At 71.0% G+C, this 17,679-nt stretch carries 17 protein-coding genes; 7 read left to right on the forward strand and 10 right to left on the reverse strand.

Annotated features, from left to right (window positions below):
* Nucleotide 1: 1 nt before the first annotated feature.
* From OG302_RS09515 to pssA, 4 genes are all read left to right on the forward strand, one after another.
* Nucleotides 2-514 carry a MaoC family dehydratase gene (locus OG302_RS09515; protein ID WP_361830356.1) on the forward strand — a complete coding sequence of 171 codons (513 nt, stop codon included), beginning with the start codon at nucleotides 2-4 and terminating at the stop codon, nucleotides 512-514.
* A gap of 4 nt (nucleotides 515-518) precedes the next feature.
* On the forward strand, nucleotides 519-1,724 hold the full coding sequence (locus OG302_RS09520) for an acyl-CoA dehydrogenase family protein (protein ID WP_371526369.1): 1,206 nt from the start codon (nucleotides 519-521) through the stop codon (nucleotides 1,722-1,724).
* Between the two features lie 169 nt (nucleotides 1,725-1,893).
* Complete coding sequence (locus OG302_RS09525) at nucleotides 1,894-2,550, forward strand: phosphatidylserine decarboxylase (protein ID WP_160508247.1); 657 nt, start codon at nucleotides 1,894-1,896, stop codon at nucleotides 2,548-2,550.
* Entirely contained in the window at nucleotides 2,537-3,391 is an 855-nt protein-coding gene (gene pssA / locus OG302_RS09530; protein ID WP_361830357.1) for a CDP-diacylglycerol--serine O-phosphatidyltransferase, read from the forward strand. Before OG302_RS09525 ends, pssA begins: the two co-directional genes overlap by 14 nt.
* Nucleotides 3,392-3,459: 68 nt before the next feature.
* On the opposite strand, the gene OG302_RS09535 is transcribed toward pssA, so the two are convergent.
* The 5 genes from OG302_RS09535 to OG302_RS09555 are packed head-to-tail and all read right to left on the reverse strand — an operon-like array spanning nucleotide 3,460 to nucleotide 8,344.
* Nucleotides 3,460-4,725: an ABC transporter substrate-binding protein gene (locus tag OG302_RS09535; protein WP_371526370.1), complete on the reverse strand. Its 1,266-nt coding sequence runs from the start codon at nucleotides 4,723-4,725 to the stop codon at nucleotides 3,460-3,462.
* Nucleotides 4,722-5,786, reverse strand: coding sequence for a branched-chain amino acid ABC transporter permease (locus OG302_RS09540; protein WP_371750072.1), 1,065 nt, complete (start codon nucleotides 5,784-5,786; stop codon nucleotides 4,722-4,724). The genes OG302_RS09535 and OG302_RS09540 overlap by 4 nt, the downstream gene beginning before the upstream one ends.
* 43 nt (nucleotides 5,787-5,829) lie before the next feature.
* The gene (locus OG302_RS09545) at nucleotides 5,830-6,720 is read right to left on the reverse strand and encodes a branched-chain amino acid ABC transporter permease (protein ID WP_371526371.1); all 891 of its coding nucleotides are present in this window, start codon (nucleotides 6,718-6,720) and stop codon (nucleotides 5,830-5,832) included.
* Nucleotides 6,717-7,535, reverse strand: a complete 819-nt coding sequence (locus OG302_RS09550; protein WP_371526372.1) for an ABC transporter ATP-binding protein — start codon at nucleotides 7,533-7,535, stop codon at nucleotides 6,717-6,719. Before OG302_RS09550 ends, OG302_RS09545 begins: the two co-directional genes overlap by 4 nt.
* Nucleotides 7,532-8,344, reverse strand: coding sequence for an ABC transporter ATP-binding protein (locus OG302_RS09555; protein WP_371526373.1), 813 nt, complete (start codon nucleotides 8,342-8,344; stop codon nucleotides 7,532-7,534). Before OG302_RS09555 ends, OG302_RS09550 begins: the two co-directional genes overlap by 4 nt.
* 272 nt (nucleotides 8,345-8,616) lie before the next feature.
* Here OG302_RS09555 and OG302_RS09560 point away from each other — a divergent pair, with 272 nt between their 5' ends.
* On the forward strand, nucleotides 8,617-9,843 hold the full coding sequence (locus tag OG302_RS09560; RefSeq protein ID WP_371526374.1) for a PucR family transcriptional regulator: 1,227 nt from the start codon (nucleotides 8,617-8,619) through the stop codon (nucleotides 9,841-9,843).
* Between the two features lie 111 nt (nucleotides 9,844-9,954).
* Here the strand turns inward: OG302_RS09560 and OG302_RS09565 are convergent, their stop codons facing one another.
* A complete protein-coding gene (locus OG302_RS09565; RefSeq protein WP_371526375.1) occupies nucleotides 9,955-11,106 on the reverse strand; it encodes a glycerate kinase in 1,152 nt (383 codons plus the stop codon).
* Nucleotides 11,107-11,410: 304 nt separating this feature from the next.
* Between OG302_RS09565 and OG302_RS09570 the strand changes: the two genes are divergently transcribed.
* Together OG302_RS09570 and OG302_RS09575 are read left to right on the forward strand one after the other, a co-directional pair.
* Nucleotides 11,411-12,472 carry an ADP-ribosylglycohydrolase family protein gene (locus OG302_RS09570; RefSeq protein WP_371526376.1) on the forward strand — a complete coding sequence of 354 codons (1,062 nt, stop codon included), beginning with the start codon at nucleotides 11,411-11,413 and terminating at the stop codon, nucleotides 12,470-12,472.
* Between the two features lie 42 nt (nucleotides 12,473-12,514).
* Nucleotides 12,515-13,006 (forward strand): NUDIX domain-containing protein, encoded by a 492-nt coding sequence (locus OG302_RS09575; RefSeq protein WP_371526377.1) that lies wholly within the window; start codon nucleotides 12,515-12,517, stop codon nucleotides 13,004-13,006.
* A 31-nt stretch (nucleotides 13,007-13,037) separates the two neighbouring features.
* Here the strand turns inward: OG302_RS09575 and OG302_RS09580 are convergent, their stop codons facing one another.
* The 4 genes from OG302_RS09580 to OG302_RS09595 form a co-directional block, all read right to left on the reverse strand.
* Complete coding sequence (locus OG302_RS09580; protein ID WP_371526378.1) at nucleotides 13,038-13,541, reverse strand: methylated-DNA--[protein]-cysteine S-methyltransferase; 504 nt, start codon at nucleotides 13,539-13,541, stop codon at nucleotides 13,038-13,040.
* A gap of 12 nt (nucleotides 13,542-13,553) precedes the next feature.
* Entirely contained in the window at nucleotides 13,554-15,026 is a 1,473-nt protein-coding gene (locus OG302_RS09585; RefSeq protein WP_371750073.1) for an AlkA N-terminal domain-containing protein, read from the reverse strand.
* A 138-nt stretch (nucleotides 15,027-15,164) separates the two neighbouring features.
* Nucleotides 15,165-16,574 (reverse strand): phytoene desaturase family protein, encoded by a 1,410-nt coding sequence (locus tag OG302_RS09590; protein WP_371526379.1) that lies wholly within the window; start codon nucleotides 16,572-16,574, stop codon nucleotides 15,165-15,167.
* A gap of 236 nt (nucleotides 16,575-16,810) precedes the next feature.
* On the reverse strand, nucleotides 16,811-17,641 hold the full coding sequence (locus OG302_RS09595; RefSeq protein ID WP_371526380.1) for an inositol monophosphatase: 831 nt from the start codon (nucleotides 17,639-17,641) through the stop codon (nucleotides 16,811-16,813).
* Nucleotides 17,642-17,679 lie beyond the last annotated feature (38 nt).

Here is a 17,679-nt window from a genome sequence, read left to right on the forward strand (position 1 = left end):
GATGCAGTTCGGCCGCACCTACGAAGAGTTCGAAGTCGGCGCCGTGTACAAGCACTGGCCCGGAAAGACGGTCACGGAGTACGACGACCACCTCTTCTGCCTCCTGACGATGAACCACCACCCCCTCCACATGGACAGCAACTATGCGGAGAAGACGACGGACTTCGGGAAGAACGTCGTCGTGGGGAACTACATCTACTCGCTGCTCCTGGGCATGTCCGTGCCGGACGTCTCGGGCAAGGCGATCGCCAACCTGGAGGTCGAGTCGCTCAAGCACGTGGCGCCGACCTTCCACGGCGACACGATCTACGGCGAGACCACGGTCCTGGACAAGACTCCGTCGAAGTCCAAGTCGGACCGCGGGATCGTCTACGTGGAGACCAAGGGCTACAAGCAGGACGGCACGCTGGTCTGCGTGTTCCGCCGCAAGGTGATGGTCCCCACCGAGACGTACATCAAGGAGCGCGGCGGCGAGCAGCCCGGCCGCCCGGAGCTCAAGTCCCAGGAGAAGTGACGCCATGAGCCGACTCGCGCAGACCGCAGGTCTCACCGACATCCAGCAGGAGATCCTGTCCACCGTCCGGGACTTCGTCGACAAGGAGATCATTCCGGTCGCCACGGAGCTTGAGCACCGTGACGAGTACCCGCAGCAGATCGTCGACGGTCTCAAGGAGTTGGGCCTCTTCGGGCTCATGATCCCGGAGGAGTACGGCGGTCTGGGCGAGTCGCTGCTCACGTACGCGCTGTGCGTCGAGGAAATAGCGCGTGGCTGGATGTCGGTCTCAGGCATCATCAACACCCACTTCATCGTCGCCTACATGCTCAAGCAGCACGGGACGCAGGAGCAGAAGGACACCTTCCTGCCGCGCATGGCGGCCGGCGAGGTCCGCGGCGCGTTCTCCATGTCGGAGCCCTCCCTCGGCTCCGATGTGTCGGCGATCACGTCCAAGGGCGTCAAGGACGGCGACGAGTACGTCCTCAACGGTCAGAAGATGTGGCTCACGAACGGCGGCACGTCCACGCTGGTGGCCGTTCTGTGCCGAAGTGACGAAGGACACCCGGAGGGCACAGCGCCCCACAAGTCGATGACGACCTTCCTCGTCGAGAAGGAGCCCGGCTTCGGAGAGGTCCGGCCGGGCCTCACCATCCCCGGCAAGATCGACAAGATGGGTTACAAGGGCGTCGACACGACCGAACTCATCATGGACGGGCTACGAATTCCGGCCAATCGCGTGCTCGGCGGGACCACCGGACGCGGTTTTTACCAAATGATGGACGGCGTCGAGGTCGGTAGGGTAAATGTCGCGGCGCGTGGCTGCGGAGTCGCTCAGCGTGCATTTGAGCTCGGTGTCTCATATGCCCAGCAACGTCACACTTTCGGCAAGGCGATCGCCCAGCACCAGGCGATCCAGTTCAAGCTGGCCGAGATGGCTACCAAGGTCGAGGCCGCCCATGCGATGATGGTGAATGCCGCACGCAAAAAGGACTCCGGGGAACGAAACGACCTCGAAGCCGGGATGGCGAAGTACCTCGCATCCGAATACTGCAAAGAAGTCGTAGAGGACGCGTTCCGGATTCATGGCGGTTACGGCTTCTCGAAGGAGTACGAGATCGAGCGCCTGTACCGTGAAGCTCCCATGCTGTTGATCGGCGAAGGTACCGCCGAGATCCAGAAAATGATCATTGGGCGGCGACTGCTCGAAGAGTATCGACTCCAGGGCTAGATGCCCGATTTGGGGCGTTTTCATCGAGAAGAAGGTCACACCCTGTCAACACTCTTCGGCCGTCGACTCCGCTTCCTGGCTTGCCCAGTTGTGGCTCGCAACCGATACCATCCGGAAAAAGCCGCCGTCCCCCGTTAGTGCGCGGCATCATCCGCTACGAAGGTCATCCATGCCCCACAGCCAAACCTCTGCACCACGCGACAGCCTCGCTGGCGTACGCCTTGCGCGCGGAGCATCGCCGTGGCTCCTGCCGACTGTCGCCACCGCGGCACTCAGCCTCGTCCGCGCGCGTCGCTCCAAGGGCGCCGCGGCCGTCGCTGTACCTGCTACCGCTCTGGCGGCGGGCATGCTGTGGTTCTTCCGCGACCCCGAGCGCGACATCGCCCAGGGCCGGGTCATCTCCCCGGCCGACGGCGTGGTGCAGAGCATCATGCCGTGGAAGGACGGGCGCACCCGCGTCGCGATCTTCATGAGCCCGCTGAACGTCCACGTCAACCGCGCGCCCCTCGCGGGCACGGTGACGTCCGTGGAGCACATCCCCGGCGGGTTCGTCCCGGCGTTCAACAAGGAGAGCGAGAACAACGAGCGCGTTGTCTGGCACTTCGACACCGAGCTCGGCGACATCGAGATGATCCAGATCGCGGGCGCGGTCGCACGGCGCATCGTTCCTTACGTGCCGCAGGGCACGAAGGTGGAGCAAGGCGAACGGATCGGCCTGATCCGCTTCGGCTCCCGTGTCGACATCTATCTCCCCGAGGGTGTCGACGTGGACGTCGAGGTCGGTCAGAAGACCGTGGCTGGGGTGACTCGAATTGACCGTGGTTGATCCTGAGACACAGGCGGGCTGGGTGCCCGAGGCGGCTGATGACGAGGCCGACGAGGAGATGCCTCTCTCACTCCGCCTCTCGATAGCGGACACCCTCACCCTCGGCAACGCCACGTGCGGGTTCATGGCCGTGTACTTCACGACCACGGGCATCCTCATCCCGCACCTGCAGGGCAGCAACGAAAGCGGCATGGCGCGGCACTCCGCCGCGACCGCCGTGATCCTGATGCTCTGCGCGGCCGTCTTCGACCTCTTCGACGGGCTCGTGGCGCGCAAGCTGCGGTCCTCGCCGATGGGCGCCGAGCTCGACAACCTGTCGGACCTGATCAGCTTCGGTCTGGCCCCCGCGTACTTCGTGCTCGTCTACGGCATGGTCGCCGACGACGCGCACCAGAGAGTGGCCGCGGTCGGAGCGATCGTCGTGCTGTTGGCGGTGGTGCTGCGGCTTGCGCGGTTCAGCTGCGTGACCGTGAAGGACGGCACCTTCCAGGGCATGCCCTCGCCGTTCGGCGCGCTGACGGTCGTCTCGATCGTGCTCCTGGAGCTGCCCTTCGTGGCGACGCTCCTCGCGATCATCGGTACGGCCTGGCTCATGGTCAGCCGGGTCGAGTACCCCAAGCCGCGAGGTCCCCTCGCGGTGGCGATGCTCGCGTGGATCGTCGCGGCCATGGGGCTGCTCGCGGCCTGGGCCTTCGAGGCTCCGGGCGGCCAGCTCCTGCTGCAGACCGGCTGCGCGCTGCAGCTGGTGCTCGGTGCGGTCATCCCGCTGTTCGCCACGGCCCGCCGGGTGAACAACTTCCGGGACAACCGGCGTGAGGCACGGGCGGCACAGTTGCCGTAACGGCACTTGAACGGCATGCGAAGGGGCCCGAACCGCTTGGTTCGGGCCCCTTCGCGTGCCGTGAGATCTCAGCCTCCCGGTGTGTAGCCCTCCACCGCGTCGGCGGCTCCCGGCTCGCGGACCACCTTCATGCCGCCCGTGGCGCTCTTGTCGGGGCGCAGGATCACGCTCTCCTTCGACGACGGGGCCTTGGGGTCGCTGAAGTCCTGCGAGACGCCGAAGCCCGTGTCGTAGTCGCTGATGGTCAGGAGCGCCTTGTCGACGCCGTCACGCGTGAGGTCCTTGCTCTCGCAGGCCTTCTTCAGCGCCTCGCCGAAGATGGACGCCGCGGTCCAGCCTGCCGTCACGCCGTTGTCCAGGGAGTCCTTCGGATAGGCCGCCTTGTAGTCGGTGACCAGCTTCTTCGCCGCGGGGGTGTCCGCGCCGATCGGGAGGGTCGGTGAGGCCACGTAGTAGTTCTTGGCCAGGGCCGGGCCCGCCTGGGTGCCCAGGAGCTGGGGGGCGAACGCCGAGTTGTTGCCGATGATCGGGACATCGAACTTTCCGGCCGCCGCGACGCCCACCAGGGAGGCCGCCTGCCGGGGCCCCGCGCTGATGACGACGCCCTTCACGCCCGCCTTCTTCAGGGCCGCGACCTGCGCCGTCATGTCGTTGTCGGTCGCCTTGATCTTCTGCTCGACGACGGTGAGGCCCGCCTTCTTGGCCATGTACTGCGAGCCCTTCAGCGCGTTCTCGCCGTAGTCGCCCTCGAAGTAGACGTGGCCGAGCTTGTCGCCCTTCTTGAGGCCCTTCTCCTTCATCAGGAAGTCGATCGCGTTGATCGTCTCCAGGTCGTACGTCGAGCCGACGACCCGGACGTACGAGCTGCCCAGGAGGTTCGCCGACCAGGCCTGCGGCAGGACGAGCGCCTTGTCGGCGTCGACCCGCTGCTTGACCGCGGCGACGAACGGGGAGCCGATGAACTGGGCGAAGCCGAGGACGTCCGGCTCCAGCTCGGTGTACGCGGCGACCGCCTTCTGGGGGTCGTAGCCGTGGTCGCGGACGGTCAGCTTCAGCTTGCGGCCGCAGATGCCGCCGTCGGCGTTGGTCTGCTTGACGTAGAGCTGCTGGGCCTGCGTGACGCTCTTGCCGAGGGTCGCGTAGACCCCCGTCATGTCGGTGAGCACACCGAGGTTGATCGTCTTGGCGGAGACACCGACGCCGGACTTGACCCCGCCCGCACCCTCCTTGTCTCCCTTGTCGTCCCCCGCCTTGGAGCTGCAACCAGCCACCGCCAGCAGCGCGGCGAGCGCCGTCGCCGTCGCGGTGGTCCTCTTCGACCTGCGTGAACTCATCGTTCCTCCCCTGGAGTTGGGCCGGACGTCGGCCTGGAGCGCCGGGCGGCGATGCTGGCCAGGCCGCCGGGCAGGAACAGCACCACCGCCACGACGGCGGCGCCGTACAGATACCGGGACGCCTCACCCGGTGTGATTCCGCCACTGCCGGGGGCCGAGACCAGGGGCAGCGCGTCGCTGTACCGGGTCAGGAGCTGCGGCAGCAGGGACACCACGGCGGCACCGGCCACCGCGCCCGCCACCGAGCCGAGGCCGCCGATGACGATCATGGCGAGGTATTCGAGGGACAGCGTCATGCCGAAGTAGTCCGGCACGGTGCGCTGGAAGACCAGGGCGAGCAGGACGCCCGCCAGGCCCGCGTACATCGACGACAGGACGAAGACGCCCGCGCGGTAGCGGGCGACGGGCACCCCGATGACTCCGGCGGCGATGCGGTGGTCCCGGATGGCGTTCATGGCGCGCCCGGGGCGTCCGCGCAGCACACCGCGGGCGAAGAGCCCGCAGCCGACGAGGAGGACGAGCCCCGCGTACCAGAGCTTCTCCGACGCCCCGAACGGCACGGCGGCCACGACGAGCTCGCTGTCGTCGAAGGTGATGCCGAAGACGTTCAGGGGCGGTACGTCGCGTCCGTTGGAGCCGCCCGTCAGGTCATGGGCGTTGAAGAGCACGTGCTGCCCGATGAAGATCAGGGCGAGGGTCGCGATGCCGAGGTAGGCGCCGCGCAGGCGACCGGCGATCGGGCTGAAGAGGCCGCCCGCGATCCCCGCGACGCCGACGGCCAGGGCGGCCGCGATCCAGGTGGGCAGGCCCAGGCCGGTGAGGCCGTCCTTGCCGTCCCCCGCGAAGACGCAGTATCCGTACGCGCCGATCGCGAGGAAGAAGGCGTGGCCCATGGAGAGCTGGCCGGTCGCGCCGGTGAGGAGGTTGAGGCCGATGGCGCCGATCGCGGCGGCCATGGCGAAGAGGCCGGCCTGGAGCCAGAAGCGGTCGAGGTAGAAGGGCAGGGCGAGCAGCAGCACCGCGCCCGCGATCCAGAGGTATATGCGGGGGCGGGTCGGCATCGTACGGACTCGGGAGCGCAACTCCCTCCCGCGGGCCAGGACTTCAGACACGGGCGAGCTCCTTCGTGCCGAAGAGTCCGGCGGGCCGGACGAGGAGGATGACGGTCATCACGAGGTAGGGCGCGAGGTCGCCGAGCCCTCTGCCCAGGAAGGTGAGTTCACTCTGGTACCCGGTGGCGAGGGATTCGGTGACCCCGACCACGAGCCCGCCGACGAGCGCGCCCGTGGTGGAGTCGAGGCCGCCGAGGATCGCGGCGGGGAACGCCTTCAGCGCGGCCAGGGAGGTGGCCCGTTCGAGCCCCGGGGTGGGGAAGACGGTGAGGAAGAGCGCGGCCACGGCGGCGAGGCCTCCCGCCACCGCCCAGGCGCCGAGCGAGACCCGGCCGAGCCGCACGCCCATCAGGGCGGCGGTCTCGGGGCTCTCCGCGGCGGCGCGCATCGCCACGCCCCAGGAGGTGTAGCGGAAGGCGAGCAGGAAGACGGTGATGAGGAGCGCGGCGGCGACGAACGCGGCGATCCGCGTGTGGGCGATGGAGACCGACCCGATGGTGAGCACCGAGTCGCCCCAGGGGTCGCCGAGGGCGAGCACGTCGGTGCCGAGGCGGCGGGTGAGTTCGGTGGTGAGCAGGATGTCGACGCCGATGGTGACGATGGCCAGGACGCTGTGGTCGGAGCCCCGGTAGCGCCGCATGACGAAGAACTCGATGGCGGCGCCGACGACGGCGGCGCCCGCGATGCCGACGAGCAGCGCCGGCCAGAAGCCGATGTCGTCGTGGAGGGACGCGGTGAAGTAGCCGCCGGCCAGGAGCAGCGAGGCGTGCGCGAAGTTCACGACTTCGGTGGCCCGGAAGATGACGACGAAGCCGAGGGCGATGAGCGCGTAGACGGATCCCATCGAGAGGCCGTTGAGGAGGAGTTCGACGAAGGTGGTCACGAGGTGGCCCCCTCTCCCAGGTACGCGCGCACGACCGCCGGGTCGTTCTGTACGTCGGCCGGAGCTCCGTCGGCTATCCGGCGTCCGAAGTCCAGTACGGTCACCGCGTCCGCGAGCCGCATCACCACCCCCATGTCGTGTTCCACCAGGACGATCGAGATTCCGAGGCTGTCGCGGACGCCCGCGATGACGGCGGCGGTGCGTTGCCGCTCGTCCGCGGTCATGCCCGCGACGGGCTCGTCGAGCAGGAGCAGCCGGGGCTCCATGCACAGGGCGCGCGCCAGCTCGGCGAGTTTCTGCTGCCCGTACGGCAAAGAGCCCGCGGGCGCGTGGAGTTGATGTTCGATGCCGACGAACGCGGCGATCTCCCGCACCCGCTCGCGGTGCAGCCGCTCCTCGCGGGCCGCCGACGGGAGGCGGAGTCCCGCGGCGAGGAATCCCGTGCGGGTCAGCCGGTGGCGGCCGAGCATCAGGCTGTCGGCGACCGTCGCGCGCGGCGGCAGGGCGAGGTTCTGGAAGATCCGCGCGACGCCGAGGCCCGCGATGCGGTGCGGAGGCATCGCCGTCAGCTCGTGTTCACCGAAGCGGACGCTGCCGCCGGTGGCGCGGTACACGCCGGACAGGACGTTGAAGCAGGTGGACTTCCCGGCGCCGTTGGGTCCGATGACGGCGTGCACAGTGCCGGGCCTGACGGTGAAACTGACGGCGTCGAGGGCGGTGAGGCCCGCGAATCGGACGGTCAACTCCCTTACTTCCAGGGCGGGTACGTCGAATGCGCGCGGCGGCGCGTCGGCCGCCGAGGGGTTCTCGGTCATCGTCGGCCCGCCCAACGGCTTAGCTGCGGATGGACACTGACGCCGCGTGAGGCGTCGGCAGCGGCGGTCTCGTCGACCACGCCGAGGTAGCGGCGGCGCACCTCGTCGGAGGCGGCCAGCTCGTCCGCGGCTCCGGACAGGGCCACTTCGCCCACGTCCAGGACGTACGCACTCGACGCGAGGCGCAGCGCCAGGGCGGCGTTCTGCTCGACGAGGAGTACCGAGGTGCCCTGGGCGTTGATCTCCTGGATGGTGTCGGCGATGCGTGCCGCCATCAACGGGGCGAGTCCCAGGGAGGGTTCGTCCAGGAGCAGCAACTTCGGCGAGGCCATCAGCGCCCTCGCGACCGCGAGCATCTGCTGCTCGCCGCCCGAGAGGAGCCCGGCCCGCTGGCCCGCGCGCTCCTGGAGCACGGGGAAGAGTTCGTGGACGCGGTCCATGGCCGTGCTCTTCACGGCGCGGCTGCCCGCGGATCCGAGAGCGCCCGCCCGCAGATTGTCCGCGACGGTCATCCGGGCGAACACCTGTCTGCCTTCCGGCACTTGGGACACTCCGGCGGCGACCACCCGGTCCGGGTGCAGACCGTCGATGCGCCGCCCGCCGAAGTGGATGGAGCCGGTGGTCAGCGCCCCCCGGTGAAAGGCGAGGGTGCGTGAAATGGCGCGCAGGAGCGTCGACTTGCCCGCGCCGTTGCCGCCGAGGACGGCGACGACGGCGCCGTCCGGTACTTCGAGCGACACCTGGCGCAGCGCGCGCACCGGCCCGTATCCGACGGACGCGTCCTGTACGACCAGTCCGGAACCACCCACCTGGGACCCCCTGTCCTGTCTGTCCTGTGCCTGTCCTGCTCGTCACGCAGGGGCGCCCCCTGCTACCGGGCCCTCCGCGTGGCACTCAGCCCAGCACCGCCGCGCCCGGCCGTCCACGACCTGTCCCCGAATCGCTGCGGGTGACCAGCGGGACCGGCCGCCGCTTGTGCACGGGCACAACACCCCGTGTCAGGGGCCTGCCAGGGCGGCCGGGCGATGGCATCCTCCGCAGCACGGAGGCACGGCGGGCGGCGGCGATGGGGGGCGGATCCATGAGCGGGCGCAGGCCTCGGACGGGCCATGACTGGAAGGTGCTCGAGAAGGCGTGCGTGGCGCTGAAGCCCCGCATTCCCGAGCTGGTGGACGAACATCTGCGGCAGCTCTCCGAGCACTCGCCGGTGTACGCGCGCGTGCTGCCGTACGACCAGCAGTGGCGGGAGGCGGAGGAGGCGATGCGCATCGGCATCGAGACGATCTCGGCGCCGCGCGCGTCACCGCGCCGCGATCTGGAGTACGCGGAGGAGGCCGGCAGGCGCCGTGCCCAGCAGGGGATGCCGCTCGACCTGGTGGTGCACTCGTACCGCAACGCGGGCTATCTGGTCTGGGACTCGCTGCTCGAAGGCGTGGTGGGGCAGGACCCGGAGAAGCTGGCGGTCCTGATGCGGTCGGCGACGATGGTGTGGTCGGCGGTCGACGCGCAGGCGGCGGCAGCGTCCGACGCGTACCGGGCGACGGAGCTGGAGCTGCGGCAGCGCACCGACGAGCAGTTGCAGGCGCTGCTCGACGCCCTCCTCGAAGGCCAGTCCGCGCCCGGACTCGTGGCGCAGGTGGCCGCGGGGCTCGATCTGCCGGAGCGCGGGCCGTACGCGGTGGTGGTGCTGCGCGCCGAGCGCCGGGACGGGCGGGCCGCGTTCCACCGGCAGATCCAGCGGGCCGGGTTCCGCTTCGTCTGGCGCATGCGGACGGACCGGGAGGTGGGCGTGGTGGCGCTCGGCACGGAGGAGGGCCTGGACGAGCTGGCCGCCGCGCTGGAGGGTCGGTGCCCCGGGCCCGGCGGGATCAGCCCGGTGGTGGCGGGGCTCTCCGAACTCGGGCATGCGCGACGCCTGGCCGAGCTGGCCCTGCGTACGTGTCCGCCGGACGCGACCGGGATCGTACGGCTCGACGAGCGGATGCCGACGGCGCTGGTGGTGAGCCAGCCGGAGCTGGCGGGGCGCCTTGTGTCGGACGTCTTCGGGGAGGTGCTCGCGCTGGAACCGGCGGACCGTGCGGTGCTCCTGGAGACGCTGGACGCGTGGCTGCTGTGCGAGGGGTCGGCGGGGCGGGCCGCGGGGCGGCTCTACTGCCACCGGAACACGGTGTTCAACCGCTTGCGCCGGCTTGAGCAGCTGACCTCGCGGTCGCTGGCCAGGCCTCGGGACCTGATGGAGATGACGCTGGCCCTGGACGCGTATCGGCTGGCGCCGGGCCAGGGCGGTGTCCCGGGGGCGCCGCGCTGATCACCGGCTCCGCCGAGTTCGTCCTCGAACGCCGGACGGGCTGAAGATCCAGCCCGCCCGAGTCCGTCACCGCCCCTGCCCAGTGCAGCCCAGCCCAGCGCAGCGCAGCGCCTAGGCCAGGAAGTCCCGGGCGATGCCCTCCGCCACCGTTTCGAGGATGGGCCCCGCCTCGGCGATGCACCGGGCGACATCCGGCTCCACGTCAGTGAGGGCGTACGCGCGGCGGATGCCCGCCTTGCCGAGGGCCTCCGCCGGGAGTGCCAGGCGGCCGCAGACCGCCACGACCTCGACGCCCGCCTCGCGGGCCGCCGCCGCCACACCGGCGGGAGCCTTGCCGTGGAGGGTCTGCTCGTCCAGCGAGCCCTCCCCCGTGATCACCAGCGACGCCCGCGCGAGGGCGGGCGCGAAGCCGAGGACGTCCAGCATGACCTCGATCCCGGGCCGGAAGCTCGCGCCGAGCCCGACCAGGGCTCCGTAGCCGATGCCGCCCGCCGCTCCGGCGCCCGGGGACTCCGCGTACTCGAGGGCGGCGGAGCCCACCGAACGGGAGAGCACCTGCGCGAAGTGCGCGAGGGCCGCGTCCAGCTCGGCGACGTCCTCCGGGGTCGCCCCCTTCTGCGGCCCGTACACCGCCGGAGCGCCCTTCGGGCCGGTCAGCGGGTTGTCCACGTCGCTGGCCAGGACCAGGTCGACCGAGGCGAACCGCTTGTCGAGGCCGGACAGGTCCGCCGTGGCCAGCGAGGCCAGCGGGCCGCCTCCCGGTGCCACGGGCTCCCCCGCCGCGTCCAGGAAGACCGCGCCGAGCGCGGCCAGCATCCCGGCGCCGCCGTCCGTCGTCGCGCTGCCTCCGACGCCGAAGACGATGGTCCGCGCGCCCGCGTCGAGCGCGGCGCGCAGCAGTTCCCCGGAGCCGTACGTCGTGGACGTGAGCGGGGCGAAGACTCCCTCGGGCAGGAGCTGGAGGCCCGAGGCCTCCGCCATCTCCACCACGGCGGTGCCGTCCCGCAGCGCGTAGGCCGCGGTGACCTCGTCGCCGAGCGGTCCCGTCACCCGCACCTCACGGCGCTCGAAACCGGCCGCGACCGCCGCGGCGACCGTGCCGTCGCCCCCGTCGGCCACCGGCAGGGCCTCGACCTTCACCTGCGGGGCGACACGGTGGAGCCCGGCCGTCACCCGCTCCGCGACCTGCACGGCCGTGAGTGAGCCCTTGAACTTGTCCGCGGCGATGAGCACATGCCCCGCCGTCCCAGCAGCGTCCGCCACCTTGCATCCCCTTGCTTTCCGGGCCTTGCTCGCGTCAAGGCAGTCGCGCCGCTGCGACCATAACCGCAGGAAGGGCCGCCTGCCCATGGCCGTCCGCATATCGGAGCCTCAGCCCTCCCCTTTAAATCGCTCTAAATCTACCCATAAGAGCGCAACATGATCATGGGAATGATCGATCAGGGGCTCCAAAGGGAGCCTCAGGAGCAGGGGACGTGGAACGAAAACCAGACGAACCTCTCACGCTCCGCGCCGAACCGGTGACGTAGACCGCGCACGAGCGCCCCGAATTCGGTAGACCGGACGCATGACCCCAGTGCATACGGAACTCGCCGACCGTGTCCTCGGCGGGTGGATCGGGCGGATCGCGGGCAACATGCTCGGCAAACCCATCGAGCGGGGCGACTACTGGACGCGGGAGCGCATCGAGCGCTATCTGCGGCAGGCCGACGCGCTGCCGCTCACCGACTATCTGCCCGAACCCCCTTCCTGGGTGGAGGAGTTCCAGCTGCGGCCCGAGTGGCAGAGTTGCGTACGCGGCAAGGTGCACGGCAGCTGCCGCGACGACGACGTCGACTACGCGATCCTCGGACTGCACCTCCTGGAGACCCACGGATTCACGTTCAGCACCGAACAGGTCGGCGAGCTGTGGCTGACGCGCCTTCCCTATCTGCAGACGTTCACCGCCGAGCGCGCCGCGTACCGGAATCTCGTGAACGGGCTCAAGCCGCCGCTCACCGCGACGTACGAGAACTCCTGCCAGGAGTGGATCGGTGCCCTCATCCGTGCCGACATCTTCGGCTGGACGAACCCCGGCGCGCCGCGCCGCGCGGCCTCCCTCGCCCGCCGCGACGCCGTGCTCTCGCACACCGGCAACGGTGTCTACGGGGCGATGTGGGCGGCGGCGCTCGTCTCGGCCGCGTTCACCGCGGCCACGGCGCGCGCCGCGCTCGACGCCGCGTTCCGCGTGATCCCGTCGAGCTGCCGGCTCGCCCGTACGGTGCGCCGGGTCGTCTCGCTCCACGGGGCCGGACTCAGCTGGGAGGAGACGCTGGCCACCGCCGAGTCGGAGAGCTCCGGGATGAGCTGGATCCACGTGGTGCCGAACTCGGCCGTCCTGGCCGCCGGACTCCTCTACGGCGAGGGCGACTTCACCCGGACCATCGCCCTGACGGTGCGCGGCGGCCTCGACACCGACTCGAACGGCGCGACCGCCGGGTCCGTCGCGGGGGTGCTGTGCGGGGCCAAGGCGATCCCCGCGCAGTGGCGGGACCCTCTGGAGGACCGGGTACGGAGTGCGGTGTTCGGTTTTGACGGGGCCAGGGTCAGTGAACTGGCGGCGCGGACCGTTGAGTTGGCGAAGGAGTGACGGAAGCGGAGTGCGGGGGTGCGCCGCCCCTACCCTTTTCACGTGACCAATCAGGATTACGCCACGTACATCGCAGGCCTGCCCCGCATCATCGCCGGGGCCGCCGCGCTCTTCCGCGACACCGAGGGGCGGGTACTGCTCGTCGAGCCCAACTACCGCGAGGGGTGGGCCCTGCCCGGCGGCACCGTCGAGTCGGACGAGGGCGAGACACCGCGGCAGGGGGCGCGCCGCGAGACAGCCGAGGAGATCGGCCTGGACGTCGAGCTGGGGGCACTGCTCGCGGTGGACTGGGTGCGGGGTGTGGCGCGGCCTCCGCTGGTCGCCTATCTGTACGACGGCGGGGTGCTCGGCGACGACCGGCTGAAGTCGATCAGGCTCCAGGAGGACGAGCTGCTCTCCTGGCGTCTGGTGGCCCGCGAGGATCTGCCGGAGTTCCTGCCGGGCGAGCTGGGGCTGCGCGTGCGGGCCGGACTTGAGGCACTCGATGCGGGAACGGGGCCGGTCGAGCTGGAGGACGGCCTGCGGGTCGGCTGAACCCCGTGTTCCGACCGACCCTGCCTTCGGCTCAGAAGAGGGCATCCTCCTGGCGTGGTGTCGTCGCGCCCTCGAAGGCCAGCAGCCGCTGCTTGCGGTCGAGTCCGCCGCCGTAACCGGTCAGGGAGCCGCCCGCGCCGATCACCCGGTGGCAGGGCACGATGACCCCGATCGGGTTCTTTCCGTTGGCGAGCCCGACCGCGCGTGACGCGTTGGGCTTGCCCAGCAGGGTGGCGAGCTCGCCGTACGTACGGGTCTCCCCGTACGGGATGAGCTGAAGCTGCTCCCAGACGGTGCGCTGGAACGGAGTGCCGTCGAGGCGCATCGGCAGGTCGAACTCCGTCAGCTCGCCCGCGAAGTAGGCATCGAGCTGCTCGATCGCCCCGCCGAAGGGTTCGGCGTCGCGGTCGCCGAAGGATTCCTCGGGCGGGCGGTGGCGCTGTTCCGTCATGTAGAGCCCGCTGAGGGTGCCCTCGGTGGCGACGAGGGTCAGGGGGCCGTAGGGGCTGTCGATGAGGGTGTGTTGGCGGTGCACGGGTGCTGCCTCTCAGGCCGGGATGCGGTTGATGGGGTGGGCGTCGGTGGCCCACAGGTACTGGACCGCGTACGCCCGCCAGGGGCGCCAGGCCGCGGCCCGTCCGGTGAGCGCCGCCGGGGTGTGCGGCAGGCCGAGCTCCTGGGCCGCGCGCCGGATCCCGAGGTCGGTGGGGAGGAAGGCGTCGGGGTCGCCGAGCGCCCGCATCGCGATGACCTCGACCGTCCAGGGGCCGAAGCCGGGCAGTGCGGTGAGCCGGGCGCGGGCCTCCTCCCAGCCGCTCTCCACACCGAGCCGGAGTGACCCGTCGGCGAGGTGGCGTACGAGCGTGGTCAGGGTGGTGCGGCGGCTGCGCGGCAGCGCGAGTGACTCGGGGTCGAGCGCGGCCAGGGCCTCCGGCGCCGGGAAGAGGTGGGTGAGGCCGCCCTCGGGATCGTCGACAGGCTCGCCGTGCGCGGTGACCAGGCGGGCGGCGTGGGTGCGGGCGGCGGCGGTGGAGACCTGCTGGCCCAGTACCGCGCGCACGGCGAACTCCGCCTCGTCGACCGTGCGCGGCACGCGGCGGCCGGGCGCCTTGGCCACCAGGGGTGCGAGGAGCGGGTCGGTGCTCAGCTGGCCGTCCACCGCGACCGGGTCCGCGTCCAGGTCGAGCATGCGGCGGCAGCGGCTGATGGCGATCGTGAGGTCGCGCAGGTCGGTGAGGCTGAGGCGGCAGGCGATGTGGTCCGGGGCGGGGATGAGTGCGACGACTCCGTGGCCGTAGGGGAGGCGGAGCGTGCGGCGGTACGCGCCGTCGCGCCACTCCTCGACGCCGGGTACGGCGGTGGCGATGAGGTGGCCGAAGAGGTTGTCGGGGTTGAGCGGGGCGCGGAAGGGGAGCCGGAGCGAGAGCGCGCCGGGGGCGGCTGCCCTCCGGTGGGACTTCGGGGCGCGGGCCCGCAGTTCGCCGGGGGCCAGGGCGAAGACCTCCCGGACGGTGTCGTTGAACGTGCGGATCGAGGAGAAGCCGGCGGCGAAGGCGATCTCCGCCATGGGCAGGGGCGTCGTCTCGATGAGCAGGCGGGCGGTCTGGGCGCGCTGGGCCCTGGCCAGGGCGAGGGGTCCCGCGCCGAGTTCCGCGAGGAGCTGGCGTTCCACCTGGCGGGTGCTGTAGCCGAGGCGGGTGGCGAGGCCTGGTACTCCGTCGCGGTCCACCACGCCGTCCCCGATGAGGCGCATCGCGCGGGCCACGAGGTCGGCGCGCTGGTTCCACTCGGGCGAGCCGGGGCTGCTGTCGGGCCGGCACCGCTTGCAGGCCCGGAACCCTTCCTGCTGGCAGGCTGCCGCGCTCGGGTAGAAGCTCATGTTCTCGGGCTTCGGGGGGACCACGGGACAGCTGGGGCGGCAGTAGATGCGGGTGGTCAGGACCGCCGTGAAGAACCATCCGTCGAACCGGGCGTCCTTCGACTGCACGGCCCGTACGCAACGGTCGGCGTCGGTGTGCATCGAGGGGGGCGGGGTGGTGGTCATGCCTCAAGGATCGGGCACGGGGGGTGCGGGTGGCTGGCGAGAATCCGACATGGCCCTTGGGGGTACGGCGTGGGTCCCGCGGGGCGCCTCGGAGCCGCGGTCGGCCGGGTCACGTCATGACGCGCGGAGCTTGCGCCACACCGCCTTCGCCGCGTTGTGCCCGGACATGCCGTGCACGCCGGGTCCGGGCGGGGTCGCGGAGGAGCAGATGAACACGGCCGGGTGCGCGGTGCCGTACGGAAAAAGGGAGGGCTTGGGGCGGAGCAGCAGCTGGAGGCCGCTGGCGGCGCCGCAGGCGATGTCACCGCCCACGTAGTTGGCGTTGCAGGCGGCCAGCTCGGGCGGGCCCGCGGTGGCGCGGGCCAGGACGCGGTCGCGGAAGCCGGGGGCGAAGCGCTCCAGCTGGCGCTCGATCGCGTCGGTGAGGTCGCCGTCCCAGCCGTTCGGCACATGGCCGTACGCCCAGAAGACCTGCTTGCCCTCGGGGGCGCGGGACGGGTCGACGAGGCTGGGCTGCACGGTGATCAGGAACGGCGGGTCGGGCGCGCGGTTCTCGCGCGACGCGGCGTTCAGCGCGGCGCTGATCTCGGCGCTGCCGCCGCCGACCTGCACGGTGCCCGCCGTGCGGGCCTCCTTCGCCGTCCACGGGACGGGGCCGTCGAGGGCGTAATCGATCTTGAAGACGCTCGCGCCGTACCGATAGTTCTGATAGCTGCGGCCCAGGCCCGCGATCCGGGCCAGCGCGGTGGGCGAGGTGTCGAAGATGTACGCGCGCGCCGGCGGGAGGTCGTCCAGCCGCTTGACCTCGTAGTCCGTGTGGACAGTGCCGCCGAGGTCCTTCAGATACGCGGTGAGCGCGTCCGAGATCGACTGTGAACCGCCCCGGGCGACCGGCCAGCCGCGGGCGTGTGCGGCGAGCGCGAAGACCAGGCCGACGGCGCCGGTGGCGAGCCCGCCGAGCGGCGCGATGACGTGGGCGACCAGGCCGGAGAACAGGGCGCGGGCCCGGTCGTCGCGGAAGCGGCGCATCAGCCAGGTGGAGGGCGGCAGGCCCGTGAGGCCGAAGCGCGCGAGGGCCACGGGGTCGCGGGGCAGCGCGGTCGACGGCAGCGCCATGAAGTCCCGCAGGAGGTTGTCCCACTTGCCGACGAAGGGGTCGACGAGCCTTCTGTACGCCCCCGCGTCACGCGGCCCGAACGAGGCGGCGGTCTCGGCGACGGAGCGGGACAGCACGGCGGCGGTGCCGTCCGTGAAGGGGTGCGCCATGGGCAGCTGCGGCTGGAGCCAGTCAAGGCCGTACCGGTCGAGGGGCATGGTCCGGAACACGGGCGAGTTGATGCCCAGCGGGTGTGCGGCGGAACAGGGATCGTGCCGGAACCCGGGAAGCGTCAGCTCCTCGGTCCTCGCCCCGCCGCCGACGGTTTCCTTGGCCTCGAACACGGCCACCGAGAAGCCGCGACGGGCCAGCTCGACGGCAGCGGTCAGACCGTTCGGTCCCGCCCCCACGATGACGGCATCAAGCATCGACGGCACCTTCGGACTCCTTTGTCAGCCGATGGCCTCTGCCGCCCAGGATAGGCCGGGCCACCGACAGCGCCGTGAGCGCGGGGGCCTCCGGCGGGTGACGTATCGCCTGCGCCGCGCTGACGCGGGCTCCGACGACCGGACCGACGGCTGCTCCGAGACGGGGCACGACGGGATCGCCGGACGAACCGGCCTGCGCCCACGGCAAGTTCGAGACTCCGACAGCACCCCGCAGATCAGGCCGCGGCCGACAGCAGCTCCACCACCCGGTCGACGGTGGCGGCGTCCCGGCCTGCCGTGAACGGCAGCGCGTTCCCGCCCTCTATGCGGAAGGGCTCACCGGCGATGGTCAGGTTGCTGCCGCCGGCCTCGGCCACGAGGAGCAGTCCCGCCGCGTGGTCCCAGGCGAGCTCCCAGGAGAAGGCGACCGCGTCCAACTCGCCCTTGGCGATGGCCAGATACTCCAGTCCCGCCGAACCGCAGGGCCTGGGCACGACGCCCTCCCCGCGCAGGCCGAGCAGTGCCTGCTTCTGCTCGGGCGTGGTGAAGTCCGGGTGCGAGGTCGCCACCTCGATCGCCTCCTGCGGAGACCCGGCCACAAGACGCTCTCCGTCGAGCCAGGCGCCCTTGCCGCGCACGGCGACCGCCATCTCGTCGAGCGCGGGGGCGTACGTCCAGGAGGCGATCACCTCGCCGCGCCATGCCAGGGCGATCAGCATGCAGAATCCGGGGTCGCCGTGCACGAACTGGCGTGTGCCGTCCACGGGGTCGACGATCCACACCGGTGCGTCGGTGCGTATCGCCTCGTATACCGAGGGGTCCGCGTGCACCGCTTCCTCGCCCACGACCACCGATCCCGGGAGCAGGGCGGTGAGGGCCTCCGTCAGCTGCTCCTCGGCGAGGCGGTCGGCCACCGTCACGAGGTCGTGCGGGCCGCTCTTCTGGACGACATCGCCCTCGGCGAGCTGCCGGAACCTCGGCATGACCTCGGCCGCGGCGGCCTTGCGGAGGGCTTCTTCGACATCGGGAACGCCACGTACAAGAAAGTCTTCGATCGCTTCGATCATGCATCCATGAGAGCACGCCGGACTGACAATCCGTACGG

Source organism: Streptomyces sp. NBC_01283 (assembly GCF_041435335.1).
In the GTDB taxonomy this organism is placed as follows: domain Bacteria; phylum Actinomycetota; class Actinomycetes; order Streptomycetales; family Streptomycetaceae; genus Streptomyces.